This is a genomic window from Nonomuraea sp. NPDC004580, from assembly GCF_040609855.1.
GTDB classification, from domain to species: domain Bacteria; phylum Actinomycetota; class Actinomycetes; order Streptosporangiales; family Streptosporangiaceae; genus Nonomuraea; species Nonomuraea salmonea.
This window is the reverse complement of sequence record NZ_JBEXLH010000078.1, coordinates 1-12,775: the sequence shown is the minus strand read 5'-3', so window position 1 is coordinate 12,775 and position 12,775 is coordinate 1. Positions and strand designations below refer to the sequence as shown.

The following is a 12,775-nucleotide window of genomic DNA, read 5'->3' as shown; positions in this document are numbered from 1 at the left end:
ACCAGATGAGCAGCGAACAGCCGGTCCCGTACCCGTTCCCGCGCCCTTCCCCGCTCGACGTGCCCGCCGAGCTGACGGACCTGCGCGAGCGTCCCGTGCTCCCCGTGGTGCTGCCGAGCGGCGACCGGGCGGTGCTGGTCACGCGGTACGAGGACGTGCGGTCCGTGCTGACCGACCTGCGGGTCAGCCGCAATCTCAACCGCCCCGACGCGGCCCGCATGACCTCGAACAACAAGATGTTCCAGGACGAGCGGATGGACCCCGACCCGCCTGAGCACACCAGGGTCAGGCGGCTGGTGATGAAGGCGTTCACCGCCACGATGGTCGAGAACCTGCGCCCCAAGGTGCAGGAGATCGTGGACGAGCTGGTGACCAAGATGGAGAACGGGCCGTGCCCGGCCGACGTGTCGGAAGCCGTCGCGTTCCCGCTGTCCATCCGGGTCATCTGCGACCTGCTGGGCGTGCCCGCCGGGGACCAGGACCGCTTCCGCGGCTGGACGGACCGGTTCCTGTCCACCGGCAAGTACTCGGGGCCCGAGATCGGCGTGGCGATGCGCGAGATCAGCGCGTACATGGGGGCGCTGATCGAGAAGCGGCGGGCGAACCCCCGTGACGACCTGATCAGCGCGCTGACGCAGGTCCACGAGGACGACGACACCCGCCTGAGCGAGTACGAGCTGCACTGGTGGTGCCGGCTGCTCCTGCTGGTCGGCTACGAGACCACGGCCAGCCAGATCGGCTACATGGTGGCGAAGGTGCTGGCCCATCCCGACCAGCTCGCCAAGCTGCGCGCGGACCTGTCGCTGGTGCCGTCGGCGGTGGAGGAGGTGCTGCGCTTCAAGCTGCTCAACGGCTCGCTGTCGATGCTCCGCTACGTCACCGAGGACATCGAGGTGGGCGGGGTGACGGTGCCGAAGGGCACGAGCATCATCCCGGCGGTCGAGTCGGCGAACTGGGACGAGAGCGTGTTCTGCTGCCCGCACGAGTTCGACGTGGCACGGCCGTCCAACTACCACCTGACGTTCAGCGTGGGTCCGCACTTCTGCATCGGCGCCTCGCTGGCCCGGCTGGAGCTGCAGATCGTGCTGGACACGCTGCTGCGCCGCTTCCCCGATCTGCGGCTCGCCGTGCCCGCGGCCGAGCTGGGACGCAGTGAGGGGACGCTGATCGGCGGGCTGCTGAGGATCCCGGTGGAGTGGTGAGCATGCGCGTGACGGTGGATCGTGACACGTGCTGCGGCAGCGGCCTGTGCGTGGCCGCCGTGCCGCAGGTGTTCGGCCACGACGACGAGACCGTGGTCGTGGTGCGCGAGCCGGAGCCGCCCGCCGCGCTCGCCGACCTCGTCCGCGAGGCGGCCAGGCGCTGCCCGACGGGCACGATCCGGCTCCTCGACGCACGTGCGGGCGACTGATCGGGGCCCGGCATGAGGCGGCCGCCGGCGGATGTACCGCCGGCGGCCGCTTCGTCTCCGGCCCGCGCCGAGCCGGACGCTCCTGCCCCTGGCTCAGCCGGCCAGGAGTTTCGCCTCCAAATCCGGGTCCAGGTCGGCCGGGATGTGGTCCGCGCGATAAGCGCTCTGGGAGCTCTCGGGCACGTCGCCGCCCACGTCGCGCAACCAGGCCCAGGTGTCGGCCACGGTCTCCTCGACAGGACGGCAGCGCAGCCCGGCCGCCACCGCCTTGGACACGTCGGTCCTGTGCAGCAGCTCGTACATGTCGCCGGGCGGCAGCCAGCCCGGCAGATCGACCCAGGGCCGGATCCCCGCCGCCAGGATCGGCTCGGGGTCGACCCAGCGCAGCTCGGCGCCGGCGCCGGTGACCTCGACGCAGGCGGTGACGAACGCCTCCATCGTGGCGTGGTCCGGCGGGCACACGAGGTTGTAGGCGCCGTGCAGGCCGCGGCCCGCCGCGTCCAGGACGAAGGCGGCCAGGTCGCGGGCGTCGATGTACTGCAGCGACGAGGTACGCGGCCCCGGCGCGAGCTGGACCCCGCCCCGGGCGGCACGCCGCAGCCACCACGGCACCCGCCCCGAGTTCTCCCGGGGCCCGAAGATCAGGCCTGGCCGCACCCGCAGGGCACGCTCACCGAGCGCCCGCTCCGCGGCCACCTCCCCGCCCGCCTTCGCGTCCCGGTAGCCGATCTCCTCGCCGTCCGGCGAGCCGGCCACCACCGGCCGCTCCTCGGTCAGCGGCGCGGGCACGGGGAAGTCGTAGATGCCGCGGCTGGAGACGTAGGTGTAGTGGCCGATCCGGCCGTCCAGCAGCCGCAACGTGTCGCGGACCACCCGGGGAGGGCCCGACCACGTGTCCACCGCCGCGTCCCACTCGCCGTCCGCGAGTGCCCGCATGCCGTCGGGCAGGCCGCGGTCGCCCTCCAGCGCCCGCACGCCGGGCGGCGGCGCGTGCCGCCCCCGGTGGAACACCGTGACCTCCCAGCCTCTGGCCAGCGCCGCCTCGGCCACGGCGCGGCCGACGAACTCCGTACCGCCAAGCAGGAGAATGCGCATCAGATCCTCATTCCGTTGGACGAGAGAGCGTGCCGACCCGCACCGCTCCCGACGGGCACACCCGCTCCGCGCGCAGCGCCTGGTCCATGGCCTGTCCTGAGGGCGTCTCCGTGAGCACCACCACCAGGCCGTTCTCGTCCTGGTCGAAGACGCCTGGCGCGGTCAGCGCGCACATGCCCGCGCCGACGCACACCCGCTGGTCACCCACGACGCTCATGCCACTCCCCCTGTCACCACGTCACCGGCAGCGCGTCGATGCCCTGGATCGCGCCAGGCGGGCGGGGGGCCAGTTCCTCGGCGGGCACCGTCATGCGCAGGGTGGGGATGCGCTGCCACAGCGCGGTCAGCGCGATCTGCAGCTCCAGCCTGGCGAGGTTCTGGCCGAGGCACTGGTGCCTGCCGTAGCCGAAGGCGATGTGCCCGCCCGCGTCGCGGCTCGGGTCGAAGACGTCGGGGTCGGTGAAGACGCCGGCGTCCCGGTTGGCGAGCGAGCCGGGGATCAGCACGCCCTCCCCCGCCTTGATCACCACGTCGTCGATCTCGATGTCGGCGGTGGCGACCCGCAGGTTCGCGCTGTCGGCGATCGACTGGAAGCGCAGCAGCTCCTCCACGGCGGGCGTGATCGCCTCGGGGTTCGCGCGGATGGCGGCGAGCTGGTCGGGGTTCTCCATCAGCGTGACCGCGCCCAGCGAGATCATCGCCGCGGTGGTCTCGTGGCCGGCGATGAGCAGCGACATGGCCGCGAGCGCGAGGTCGTCGTCGCCGATCCTGCCGGTGCCGGCCAGCCGCCCGATGAGCCCGGCGCCGTCGGGGGTCTTCTTGTACTCGGTGACCAGGTGCTCGAAGTAGGCGAGCAGCTCGGCGCCCGCCTGGCGGCCCTCGGCGGTGTCGAACGTGCGCACCAGCCGGCGGATGGCGTCCTGGAAGAAGTCGCGGTCCTCCCACGGGGCGCCGAGCAGCCGGCAGATCACCCGGAAGGGCACGGGCAGGGCGAACTCCCGGTAGAGGTCGGCGGGCGGGCCGTGGTCCAGCATGTCGTCGAGCGACTCGTGCACGATGCGCTCGATGTCGGCGCGCCGCTCGCGCACCTTCTTCAGCGTGAAGTCCGGCAGGAACATCCGCCGCTGCTCGTCGTGCTCCGGCGGGTCCATCCCGATCAGCGCCTGGCGCTTGCGCTCGGTCAGCAGCTTGACCTGCACCGAGATGACGGGGAAGCCCGGACGCCTGCGGTCGGACGACAGCCTCGGGTCCTTGAGCAGCGTACGGGCCTGGTCGTAGCGGGTCACCAGCCACGCGAGCTGCCCGGCGTGGGTCGTCACCCGGCGCAGCGCCGGTCCCCCGCGCAGCTCCGCGTACGCCGGGGGCGGAAGGTGGGGGCAGACGCGCGCCTGGGGAAAGGCGGGCGGTGCTGTGGTCATCGTCTCTCCTGCTCCGTGTCCTGAACGGCCGGGCGGCTCAATGGCCCCCGGCCACGTGGATCACCTGACCGCTGACGTTCCCGTTGGCCTCGGACGCCAGGAACAGCACGGTGTTGGCGACGTCCGCGGGTGTCGACACCTTGCCGACGGGACGGTCCTGGTTGAGCATGCGCTTGATCTGTACGTCGTCCAGCTCGGCGAACCTCGCCTGCTTCTCCTCGGGGAAGCGGCGCAGGAAGCCTCTGCTCACCGTGGCCCCCGGGGCGACCACGTTGACGAGGATCCCGTCGGGTGCCAGCTCGGTGGCCAGCGTGCGGCCCAGGCCGTGCAGCGCCATCTTGCTCGACACGAACGCCTCGTCCCCGGTGGCGCCGCGGGCGACGATGTTGGCCGAGATGAGGATGATGCGGCCCCATGCCTGGCGCCGCATGGCCGGCAGCACGGCCTGCACCGTGTGGAAGGAGCCCTCGACGTCCGCCCGGAGCAGCGGCGACCACTCCTCGGGCGGCACGTCCTCGAAGTTCACCGGCGCGGTGCGGGTGCCGTCCTGCGCGGACGCGCTCAGCACCAGCACGTCGAGCCGGCCCCACTCGTCGAGCACGGCGCCCACGCACGAGCGGATCGCGGCCGGGTCGGCGAGGTCGTACTTGACGACCATCGCCCGGCCGCCCCGCTCGCCGATGACGCGGGCCAGCTCTTCGGCGCGTTGCGCGTTGTCGCGGAAGGTCAGCGCGACGTGGGCGCCCTCCGCGGCGAACGCCTCCGCCATGGCCGCGCCGATGGATCCACTGCCACCGGTGACCAGGACGACCTTGCCCGCGAGTCCGAGTTCCATGTTGGCTCCTCTCCGATGTGCAGCGTCGCGGTCGTACGTCGACAGCGGCTCGAATCAGGCTGAAGTGGGTCAGTATCGGGTGGCGGTGGTCGCGCTCTGGACCACGGCGACCTGGTTGCCCTCGATGTCGAAGGCGGTGCCGGTGCCGGTCGCCTGCCAGGAGGAGGTGGTGAACGTGCCGGTCTGCTCGATGCGCACCTCGCCGGTCCAGGTGCCGTCGTCGTCGGCGTACATGAAGTGGCGGAAGGAGAACGAGAAGCCGCCTGAGGCCGGCCGCCACGAGCCCAGGCTGAGGTGGCCCGCCCCTGTCGTGGTCGCCACCAGGACGCCGTCGGCGACGAACGCGAACAGGCCGGCCTCCGGCGGCCGGTTCACACCGGGGAAGGTGACCTTCACCGCCCAGGTGCCGAGCAGCGGGATGCGCCTGCTCTCCTGGGCGCCGGTCTCGGCGGCGGCGGGCGTGGCCCCGGCGAGCAGGCCGAGCCCGACCAGCGGGGCGAGGCTCCCGCCGCGGCTGAGCAGGCTGCGGCGGTTCAGATCCGTTCTCATGCGAGCTCCCTTCGGACGTGGCACTCCTTTATCCGGCACGGTGCTCGAACGGCGGTCCAACCGCCCTCGGCCGAGATCGCACGACCGCACTTCCGCCGCTACCTGCTCGGTCTTCGAGGCGGGCCTGTGACGCTGAGCGCGCAGGCGCGGCCCGCCGCACCGGCGGCCTCAGAGAGCGGCCTCATAGATCGGCTCATAGATCGGCCTCATAGATCGGCCTCACAGAAGGGACGGCCTAGGCATGAAGCTCGGTGTCAATCTCTCCTATCTCGACGCGGTGGAGGTCGCGCGGGAGGCCGAACGGCTCGGGTTCGACCTCGCGGTCGTCCCGGAGGGTTTCCGCGCGGACGGCGCGACCGTTCTCGGGGCCGTGGCCACCGCGACCACCCGCATCGGCCTGGCCTCCGGCGTCTTCCAGGTGCCCGGCCGCACGCCGGCGATGACCGCGTTGACCGCGTCCACGCTGGACGCGATGTCGGGCGGCCGGTTCCGGCTGGGACTCGGGGTGTCGAATCCGGACATCTCCGAGGGCTGGCACGGCGTACCGTTCCGGCGGCCGCTCGCCAGGACCCGCGAGTACGTGGACATCGTGCGCCGTGCCCTCGGCGGCGAGCCGGTCACCCACGCGGGCGCCCACTACCGGCTCCCGCCCGAGGGCTGCACGGCCGCGCCGCTGCGGCTGTACGGCGAGCCGGCCCGGGTGCCCATCTACCTCGCCGCCGTCGCGCCGGGCGGGCTCGAACTGGCCGGTGAGATCGCCGACGGCTGGCTGGGCGCGTTCTCGCCGCCCGGCGAGCTGCCGAAGACCATCGACGCCCTGCGCGCCGGCCGGGCCCGCGCGGGCAAGCAGCTCGCCGGGTTCGAGGTGCTCTGCGGCGTCCCCATGGCGCTGGGCGCCGACGCCGAGACGGCCGCCACGCCGATCAGGGGCTACCTGTCGCACTTCCTCGGCATGGGCGGCCGCAGCCGCAACGTCTACCTCGCGCTCTTCGAACGGCTGGGGTACGGCCGCGAGAGCGCGGTCGTGCACGAGCGCATGGCCGCGGGCGACCCGCGCGGGGCCGCCGCCGCGGTGCCGGCCGGACTGGTGGAGCACATCTCGCTGCTCGGCCCGCCCGAGCGGGTCGCCGAGCGGATGCGCGCGTACGCCGAGCACGGCATCACCACCCTGCTCATCTCGCCCTTCGGCGGCACGACCGCCGAGCGCGTCGAGATCCTGCGCACCGCGGCGACGGCGCTGGAGCGCGCCGGCCTCGCCGCGTGAGCGCCATGGGCACCCGCAGGCTCGCCGCGCTGCGCGGCAACCCCTGGGCGGTCATGACGACCACCTGCCTCGGCTACTTCATCACGATCCTCAACTCCACCTCGGTCAGCATCGCCGTCCCCGAGATCCAGGCGGGGCTCGGCGCGAGCCTCAGCGAGGTGCTGTGGGTGGTCGGCGGTTACGTGCTGGCTCTGGCCGTGCTGACCGTCACCGCCGGCCGGCTGGGCGACGTGGCGGGGCCGCGTACCGTGTTCCTCGCGGGCATGGCGGTCTTCACCGTCGCCTCGAGCTTGTGCGGGTTCGCCCAGACGCCGTGGCAGCTCATCGGCGCCCGCCTGCTCCAGGGCGTCGGCGCCGCGCTGATCATCCCGCAGACGCTGACGATGATGACGCTGGTCTTCCCGCCGGAGCGGCGCGGGCGGGCGAGCGCGGTGTGGGGAGTGACCGCGGGCCTCGCCGGCGTGGCGGGGCCGACGCTCGGCGGCCTGCTGGTCTCCACGGCCGGCTGGCGCTCGATCTTCGCCATGAACCTGCCGGTCGGCGTGCTCATCGTGGTGCTCACCCTGCTCGTCGTCCCGCCCGCCGTGACCGGCCAAGCCGCCAGGCGGCTGAACGCGGCGGGCGCGGCCCTGGCCGGCGCGGGGCTCGGCGCGATCACGTTCGGCCTGCTGGAGGGCAGGCACTACGGCTGGGGCACGGTCGCGTCGGTGGCGGACGTGCCGATCACCGTGCCGATGGTGATCGGCTTCGGCCTCCTGCTCCTCGCCGGGTTCGTCGCCCACCAGCACCGCGCGCGGGAGCCGCTGGTGCCGACCCGGTTGTTCGCCGACCGCACGTTCACGCTGATGACCGCGTCCATGGCGATCGTGTCGATGTGCGTGATCACGCTGTCGCTGACCATGACGCTCTTCCTGCAGACGGTGCTCGGCATGCCGGCCGCGCAGGCCGGGCTCACGCTGGCGCCGTGGGCGCTGGGCATGACGTTCGGCTTCCCCGTCACGGCCCGCCTGACCGAGCGGTACGGCGGTGAGCGGGTGCTGCTGGGCGGCCTGCTCGTCTACGCCGCCGCCCTGGCCGCCGTCGCGCTGCTCAGCCGGCCCGGCGTGGCCGGGTACGCGCTGGTGGCGCCGCTCGCGATCGCCGGGCTGTCGCAGTCGGCGGCGTTCGGCCCGATCACCTCGCTCGCCATGCGGGACGTCGCCTCCGACCTGGCGGGGGCCGCCTCCGGGGTGTTCAACACGATCCGGCAGACCGGGACGCTGTTCGGGATCTCCGTGCTGGGCACGGTGCTGCAGGCCAGGCTGGACGCCGGGCTCGCGAGCACCTCCTACGGGACCGCGTTCGGCGCGGCGGTCAGGTTCACGCTGCTGGTGTGCGCCGCGAGCGTGCTGCTCGCGGCGCTCGGCTCCTGCCTGAACGCGCGGTCCCGGCGGGTCAGCCGGGAACCCGTCCCACGGTCAGATGCAAGTCGGTCCCCGTCGGCGTGATGCCGGTGAACTCCAGGCCGGCCCGCTTGAACAGGTCGGCGTAGTCCTGCTCGGTGCGCTCCTTGCCGCCCATGACCAGCAGCATGTGCAGGTCCATCGACGGGACGAACTTGCTCTCCGGCGGGTCCTGCAGCAGCGGGTCGGCGATGACGATGCGCGCCCCCGGCTTGGCCGACGCCGCCACGTTGCGCAGGATGCGCTCGGAGGGCTCGTCGTCGTACATGTGCAGGGTGAGCTTGAAGACGTACAGGTCGGCGCTGAAGGGCACCTCGTGGAAGTAGTCGCCGGTGACCAGCGCGCAGCGCTCCGACAGCGGGCCTGACAGCAACTCGTCCTCCACCACGGCCAGCGTGGCCTCGGTGTCGAACCAGACGCCCGACACGTGCGGGGCGTGCTCCAGGATCGCGCGCAGCAGCGTCCCCGAGCCCGCGCCCATGTCGGCGACGGTGCCGACGCCCTCCAGCGGCAGCGCGCCCACCAGTGCCGGGTTCATCTGGTCCGACCACGACGTCATGCCGCGGAACATCCGCGCCTGCGCCTCGGGGTGCTCGCCCAGGTAGTCGAAGAAGTCGGTGCCGAAGACGTCGGGGAACAGGCACCGGCCGGCCCTGACCGATTCCGCGAGCCTGCCCCACATCGCCCAGCCCCAGTCGGACGGGGTGAGCAGGGTGTGGATGAGGCCACCAGGATGGTCCCTGCGCATCGCGCGTGACATCTCGGTGTGCGCGTACACGTCCGGGGTCACCTGCTCGAAGATCCCGTACGCGGTGAGCGCCCGCAGGAGGCGGGCCAGCGTCGCCGGCTCGGCGGACACCCGCGCGGCGATCTCCGTCACCGGCGTGGGCCCGTCGCCGACCGCGTCGGCGAGTCCGAGCTCCGCCGCCGCCCGCACGATCGCGGCGTCCTGCACCGAGTTGGACAGGCGGCGGACCCTGGCCGCGGGAGACGGTCCTGTCGTGCTGGTCATATCCGTTTCCTCTCACCACCTGGTGGACGATGTGCCGCCTCATGCTCTGCTCGCCCGCTCGAACACCGAGCGAGACCAGGACGAGAGTCCAGCGCCGCTTGCGGGCGCCTTGAGCCGCCGCGCCCATCGTTCTGGGTGACGACCTCACGCAGAGCAGGAGAGCACCGATGACGCTCAAGTTCCCGTTCGACTGGCCGCCCGGGGCACGACCGCCGGAGGAACTCGCCACGCTCCGGGACGAGCCGGTGGTACGGGCGGTCATGCCGAGCGGCGACCCGGTCTATCTGGTCACGCGCTACGCGGACGTGCGGGCGGTGCTGTCGGACCGGCGCCTGAGCCGTAACAGGGAGCGGCCCGGCGCGCCGCGCATGACCGCGGCGGCGAGGACCAAGATGTTCCAGAACCCGAAGATCGACCGGGATCCGCCCGAGCACACCCGCATGCGCCGCCTGATGACGAAGGCGTTCACCCCGGCGCGGATCGAGAAACTGGGCCCCTACGTCGAGGAGGTGGTGGCGGAGCTGCTCGACCGGTGGCGGAGACCGCCGGTGGACCTGGTCTCCGAGTTCGCGCTGCCGCTGACGCTGCGGGTCATCTGCCGCCTGCTCGGCGTCCCGGTGGCCGACCAGGAGCGCTTCCGTACCGGGCTGGGCGAGGCGTGGCAGTACATCGGCGAGCTGATCGAGGTCAAGCGGGCGGACCCGGGCGACGACCTGATCAGCGAGCTGATCTCCGTGCACGACGACCAGGACGGGCGGCTGAGCACGCACGAGCTGCACGTCTGGTGCACGGTGCTGCTGATGGCCGGGCACGAGACGACCGCGGCGCAGATCGGCAGCGGGGCGGTGCTCCTCATGCGCCACCCCGACCAGCTCGCCCTGCTGCGCGACGAGCCCGAGCGCATCCCCGACGCGGTGGAGGAGCTGCTGCGCTTCCAGGTGGCCGGCCACTCGCTGTCGATGCTGCGCTACGTCACCGACGACATCGAGATCGGCGGGTGCACCGTGCCGGCCGGTTCCGGCGTGGTGCCGGTGCTGGAGTCCGCCAACTTCGACGCGTCCGTGTTCCCCGACCCGCTGCGCCTGGACGTCACCAGGGACGCGCGGGACCAGATCGCCTTCAGCGCGGGACCCCACTACTGCCTGGGCGCGGCGCTGGCCAGGCTCGAGCTGCGGACCGCGTTCGCCCAGCTGATCGGGCGCTTCCCCGGTCTGCGGCTCGCGGTGGACGTGACCGAGCTCAGGCATCACGACAACCCACTCGAACTCGGCTTCGTCGAGGTTCCCGTCACCTGGTGACCACCGGAGGAGACATGCGAGACGGCTTCTATCTTTCGAGCTACGTGACCATCCCCGGGCTGCACCGGCTGGCGATGGTGTCGTACCGGCACGACAACAACGTGTCGCTGTGGCACAAGGAGGGATCGCTGATCCGGCTCCTCGGCCACTGGGAGTTCGAGCGGATGAGCGGCTTGAAACACCATCGGACGCCGTTCCTCAGCATGGAGGAGCTGCGTGCGTTCGTGAACGGCCTGATCGGCCCGTTCGGGGTGTCGCTCGACGACATGACCGAGATCTGGGGCACCCCGGGGCTCGCGACCACGAACGACTACCACTTCGTCGAGGAGTATCCGGAGCTGTCCTTCCACAGCATCGCGCACCTCTACAGCGCGATGCTGCTGGACAGCGAGACGTTCTTCGGCGGCGACATCCTGACGCTGGCCGTGGACGGCGGCCCCGACCGCCTGCTCGACGGGCGTTACAAGCGCTACTGGTTCACCGGCGCGGTCAGCCGGCGCGGCGTCGTCGAGACGTTCCCTGTCGCCTCGCCCGGCCTGCTCTACAGCACCGCCAAGGACCGGTTCAAAATGCGCGAGGGCACGCTGATGGCGCTCGCCACCGCGACCACGGCCACCGGGCGGTGCGACCGTCAGCACATTCTCGACTCCTACGACTTCACCGGCCTGGCCGCGCTGGAGGGCGCGCCGCGCGCGTTCGAGGAGATCGTCGCCCAGGTCAAGGAGACGGCGAGCACCGACCCCGACTTCACCGAGGAGGAGAGCTTCGTCAGCGCCGCCATGAAGGAGATCCAGGCGATCTCGGTCATGGTGATGGAGCGCAACATCGAGACCGCGCTGGAGCGCTACGACCTCGACCCGGCGACCACGCACCTCGCGCTGGCCGGCGGCTACGCGCTGAACTGCCCCACCAACAGCCACCTCATGGAGAAGTACGGCTTCCGCGGCTTCCTCGCCCCGCCCTGCGTGGACGACGGCGGGCAGGCGGTCGGCATCGGCCTGGCCGCCTTCCACAAGAAGACCGGCGGCGAGCCGTTCACCTTCCGATTCCCCGGCGCGTACCTGGGGCGGGCGGACGACGACCTCGACGGGGCGCTCGCGGAGTTCGGCGACCACGTCGCGGAGGTCTCCGACCTCGATCTGGACCAGGCCGTACGGGACATCCTGGCCGAGCCCATCGCCTGGTTCCACGGCCGCTCCGAGATCGGGCCGCGGGCGCTGGGCAACCGCAGCCTGATCGGCGACCCGACGTCACGGGCGGCCAAGGACGCGCTCAACGCCTTCAAGCTGCGCGAGTGGTGGCGGCCCGTCGCGCCGGTGGTGCTGGAGGACCGGCTGGCGGAGTGGTTCGAGGACAGCAGGCCGTCGCCGTACATGCTGGAGACCTTCACGATCAGGGAGGAGCGGCGCGCGCAGATCCCGGCGGTGGCGCACCTCGACTACTCGGCCCGCGTGCAGTCGCTCAACGCCGGGCAGAACCCTGCGCTGCACGCGCTGCTGACCGCCTTCCACGAGCGCACCGGCGTGCCGATGCTCTGCAACACCTCGCTGAACGACAAGGGCGAGCCGATCATCGACACCATCCGCGAGACGATCAACTTCTGCCTGCGCAGGAAGATCAGCGTCGCCTATCTCAACGGGCGCAGGGTGGCGTTCAAGAACTTCGACCGTTACGCCGCGGGCGGGCCCTACCCGCGGATGCGGCAGCCGTTCACCGCCATCCCGGAGAGCCGGGCCGGGGCCGTGCACGCCGAGCTGAACCCGTACGGGCTGCCCGAGCTGTACCTGCACGTGCTCTACCTGGACCTCGCCCTGAGCGGGAAGTTCGACCTGCGCACGGAGGAGGGGGCGGCGGAGGCGTACGAGGCGGTGGACAGCCGGCTGCGCGCCGACCCGTCGCTGCGGCAGGCCGCCGAGCGCAGCATGCGGCGCGCAGAGCACCGGTTCACCACGTTCGGGCCCGACGCGCTGCTCAACCTGGAGCTGGGCGCCGTCCGCCAGATCACCGGCGCGTAGCGATCCGGCGGACCGGGCGGTCAGCCGCGGGCGAGTGAGGGGGTCAGCTCGGTCAGCGCGCCCGCCACCTCGGCGGGCGCCGGCCGGGCGGCCATCTCCTCGCACAGCTCGGCGGCGGCCAGGCCGGGCTCGGGGGCGTCCAGCAGCCTGGTCACCTCATCCCGCAGATCCTCAGGCGTCAGCCCGGCCGCGCCGAGCACGGACGCCGCGCCGGTCGCCACGGCCCGCCCCGAGTGCCCGGCGTGGTCGGGCAGCTGCGGCACCAGCAGCATGGGCAGCCCTTGGGCGAGTGCGGCGAGTATGCCGCCGGCGCCGCCGTGCCCGACGAAGACGTCGCAGTCGCGCAGCGCGTCGCGCAGCGGCGTGTCCACCACGACGCGCACGTTCTCCGGCAGCGAGCCCTCCGCCTCCCGCCGGCCGGGCGGCTGGTCCCGAC

13 protein-coding genes are annotated in these 12,775 nt (G+C 72.3%); 6 read left to right on the top strand and 7 right to left on the bottom strand.

All coding sequences use genetic code 11. From position 1 onward, the window contains the following. Window positions 1–5: 5 nt before the first annotated feature. Both ABZW11_RS41480 and ABZW11_RS41475 read left to right on the top strand, forming a co-directional pair. Window positions 6–1,202: a cytochrome P450 gene (locus ABZW11_RS41480; protein WP_355430355.1), complete on the top strand. Its 1,197-nt coding sequence runs from the start codon at window positions 6–8 to the stop codon at window positions 1,200–1,202. A 2-nt stretch (window positions 1,203–1,204) separates the two neighbouring features. Next, on the top strand, window positions 1,205–1,411 hold the full coding sequence (locus ABZW11_RS41475; RefSeq protein WP_355430353.1) for a ferredoxin: 207 nt from the start codon (window positions 1,205–1,207) through the stop codon (window positions 1,409–1,411). 93 nt (window positions 1,412–1,504) lie between these two features. On the opposite strand, the gene ABZW11_RS41470 is transcribed toward ABZW11_RS41475, so the two are convergent. The 5 genes from ABZW11_RS41470 to ABZW11_RS41450 all read right to left on the bottom strand — a co-directional run bounded on the left by ABZW11_RS41470 (window position 1,505) and on the right by ABZW11_RS41450 (window position 5,308). After that, window positions 1,505–2,506 carry a reductase gene (locus ABZW11_RS41470; RefSeq protein ID WP_355430350.1) on the bottom strand — a complete coding sequence of 334 codons (1,002 nt, stop codon included), beginning with the start codon at window positions 2,504–2,506 and terminating at the stop codon, window positions 1,505–1,507. A 7-nt stretch (window positions 2,507–2,513) separates the two neighbouring features. After that, window positions 2,514–2,723 (bottom strand): ferredoxin, encoded by a 210-nt coding sequence (locus tag ABZW11_RS41465; RefSeq protein WP_355430347.1) that lies wholly within the window; start codon window positions 2,721–2,723, stop codon window positions 2,514–2,516. 13 nt (window positions 2,724–2,736) lie between these two features. Beyond that, the gene (locus ABZW11_RS41460; protein WP_355430344.1) at window positions 2,737–3,924 is read right to left on the bottom strand and encodes a cytochrome P450; all 1,188 of its coding nucleotides are present in this window, start codon (window positions 3,922–3,924) and stop codon (window positions 2,737–2,739) included. 37 nt (window positions 3,925–3,961) lie between these two features. Continuing rightward, complete coding sequence (locus ABZW11_RS41455) at window positions 3,962–4,759, bottom strand: SDR family oxidoreductase (RefSeq protein ID WP_355430341.1); 798 nt, start codon at window positions 4,757–4,759, stop codon at window positions 3,962–3,964. 69 nt (window positions 4,760–4,828) lie between these two features. Next, complete coding sequence (locus ABZW11_RS41450) at window positions 4,829–5,308, bottom strand: hypothetical protein (protein ID WP_355430338.1); 480 nt, start codon at window positions 5,306–5,308, stop codon at window positions 4,829–4,831. 241 nt (window positions 5,309–5,549) lie between these two features. Here ABZW11_RS41450 and ABZW11_RS41445 point away from each other — a divergent pair, with 241 nt between their 5' ends. Together ABZW11_RS41445 and ABZW11_RS41440 are read left to right on the top strand one after the other, a co-directional pair. Next, on the top strand, window positions 5,550–6,572 hold the full coding sequence (locus ABZW11_RS41445; RefSeq protein WP_355430336.1) for an LLM class flavin-dependent oxidoreductase: 1,023 nt from the start codon (window positions 5,550–5,552) through the stop codon (window positions 6,570–6,572). Between the two features lie 5 nt (window positions 6,573–6,577). Then, window positions 6,578–8,059, top strand: a complete 1,482-nt coding sequence (locus tag ABZW11_RS41440; RefSeq protein ID WP_355430426.1) for an MFS transporter — start codon at window positions 6,578–6,580, stop codon at window positions 8,057–8,059. Here ABZW11_RS41440 and ABZW11_RS41435 read toward each other — a convergent pair. Next, a complete protein-coding gene (locus ABZW11_RS41435; protein WP_355430333.1) occupies window positions 8,007–9,026 on the bottom strand; it encodes a methyltransferase in 1,020 nt (339 codons plus the stop codon). The genes ABZW11_RS41440 and ABZW11_RS41435 overlap by 53 nt on opposite strands. 167 nt (window positions 9,027–9,193) lie before the next feature. Here ABZW11_RS41435 and ABZW11_RS41430 point away from each other — a divergent pair, with 167 nt between their 5' ends. Both ABZW11_RS41430 and ABZW11_RS41425 read left to right on the top strand, forming a co-directional pair. Continuing rightward, entirely contained in the window at window positions 9,194–10,324 is a 1,131-nt protein-coding gene (locus ABZW11_RS41430; RefSeq protein ID WP_355430330.1) for a cytochrome P450, read from the top strand. Window positions 10,325–10,338: 14 nt separating this feature from the next. After that, window positions 10,339–12,339, top strand: coding sequence for a carbamoyltransferase C-terminal domain-containing protein (locus ABZW11_RS41425; RefSeq protein ID WP_355430328.1), 2,001 nt, complete (start codon window positions 10,339–10,341; stop codon window positions 12,337–12,339). A 20-nt stretch (window positions 12,340–12,359) separates the two neighbouring features. Here the strand turns inward: ABZW11_RS41425 and ABZW11_RS41420 are convergent. After that, the coding region (locus ABZW11_RS41420) for a nucleotide disphospho-sugar-binding domain-containing protein (RefSeq protein WP_355430325.1) at window positions 12,360–12,775 on the bottom strand (416 nt) is incomplete at its 5' end.

Excerpts from the sequence above, each read along its gene's own strand:
- ABZW11_RS41475 (WP_355430353.1), top strand. The coding sequence starts at position 1,205 with ATGCGCGTGACGGTGGATCGTGACACGTGCTGCGGCAGCGGCCTGTGC.
- ABZW11_RS41445 (WP_355430336.1), top strand. The coding sequence starts at position 5,550 with ATGAAGCTCGGTGTCAATCTCTCCTATCTCGACGCGGTGGAGGTCGCG.
- ABZW11_RS41460 (WP_355430344.1), bottom strand. The coding sequence starts at position 3,924 with ATGACCACAGCACCGCCCGCCTTTCCCCAGGCGCGCGTCTGCCCCCAC.
- ABZW11_RS41440 (WP_355430426.1), top strand. The coding sequence starts at position 6,578 with ATGGGCACCCGCAGGCTCGCCGCGCTGCGCGGCAACCCCTGGGCGGTC.
- ABZW11_RS41430 (WP_355430330.1), top strand. The coding sequence starts at position 9,194 with ATGACGCTCAAGTTCCCGTTCGACTGGCCGCCCGGGGCACGACCGCCG.
- ABZW11_RS41480 (WP_355430355.1), top strand. The coding sequence starts at position 6 with ATGAGCAGCGAACAGCCGGTCCCGTACCCGTTCCCGCGCCCTTCCCCG.
- ABZW11_RS41435 (WP_355430333.1), bottom strand. The coding sequence starts at position 9,026 with ATGACCAGCACGACAGGACCGTCTCCCGCGGCCAGGGTCCGCCGCCTG.
- ABZW11_RS41450 (WP_355430338.1), bottom strand. The coding sequence starts at position 5,308 with ATGAGAACGGATCTGAACCGCCGCAGCCTGCTCAGCCGCGGCGGGAGC.
- ABZW11_RS41465 (WP_355430347.1), bottom strand. The coding sequence starts at position 2,723 with ATGAGCGTCGTGGGTGACCAGCGGGTGTGCGTCGGCGCGGGCATGTGC.
- ABZW11_RS41455 (WP_355430341.1), bottom strand. The coding sequence starts at position 4,759 with ATGGAACTCGGACTCGCGGGCAAGGTCGTCCTGGTCACCGGTGGCAGT.
- ABZW11_RS41470 (WP_355430350.1), bottom strand. The coding sequence starts at position 2,506 with ATGCGCATTCTCCTGCTTGGCGGTACGGAGTTCGTCGGCCGCGCCGTG.
- ABZW11_RS41425 (WP_355430328.1), top strand. The coding sequence starts at position 10,339 with ATGCGAGACGGCTTCTATCTTTCGAGCTACGTGACCATCCCCGGGCTG.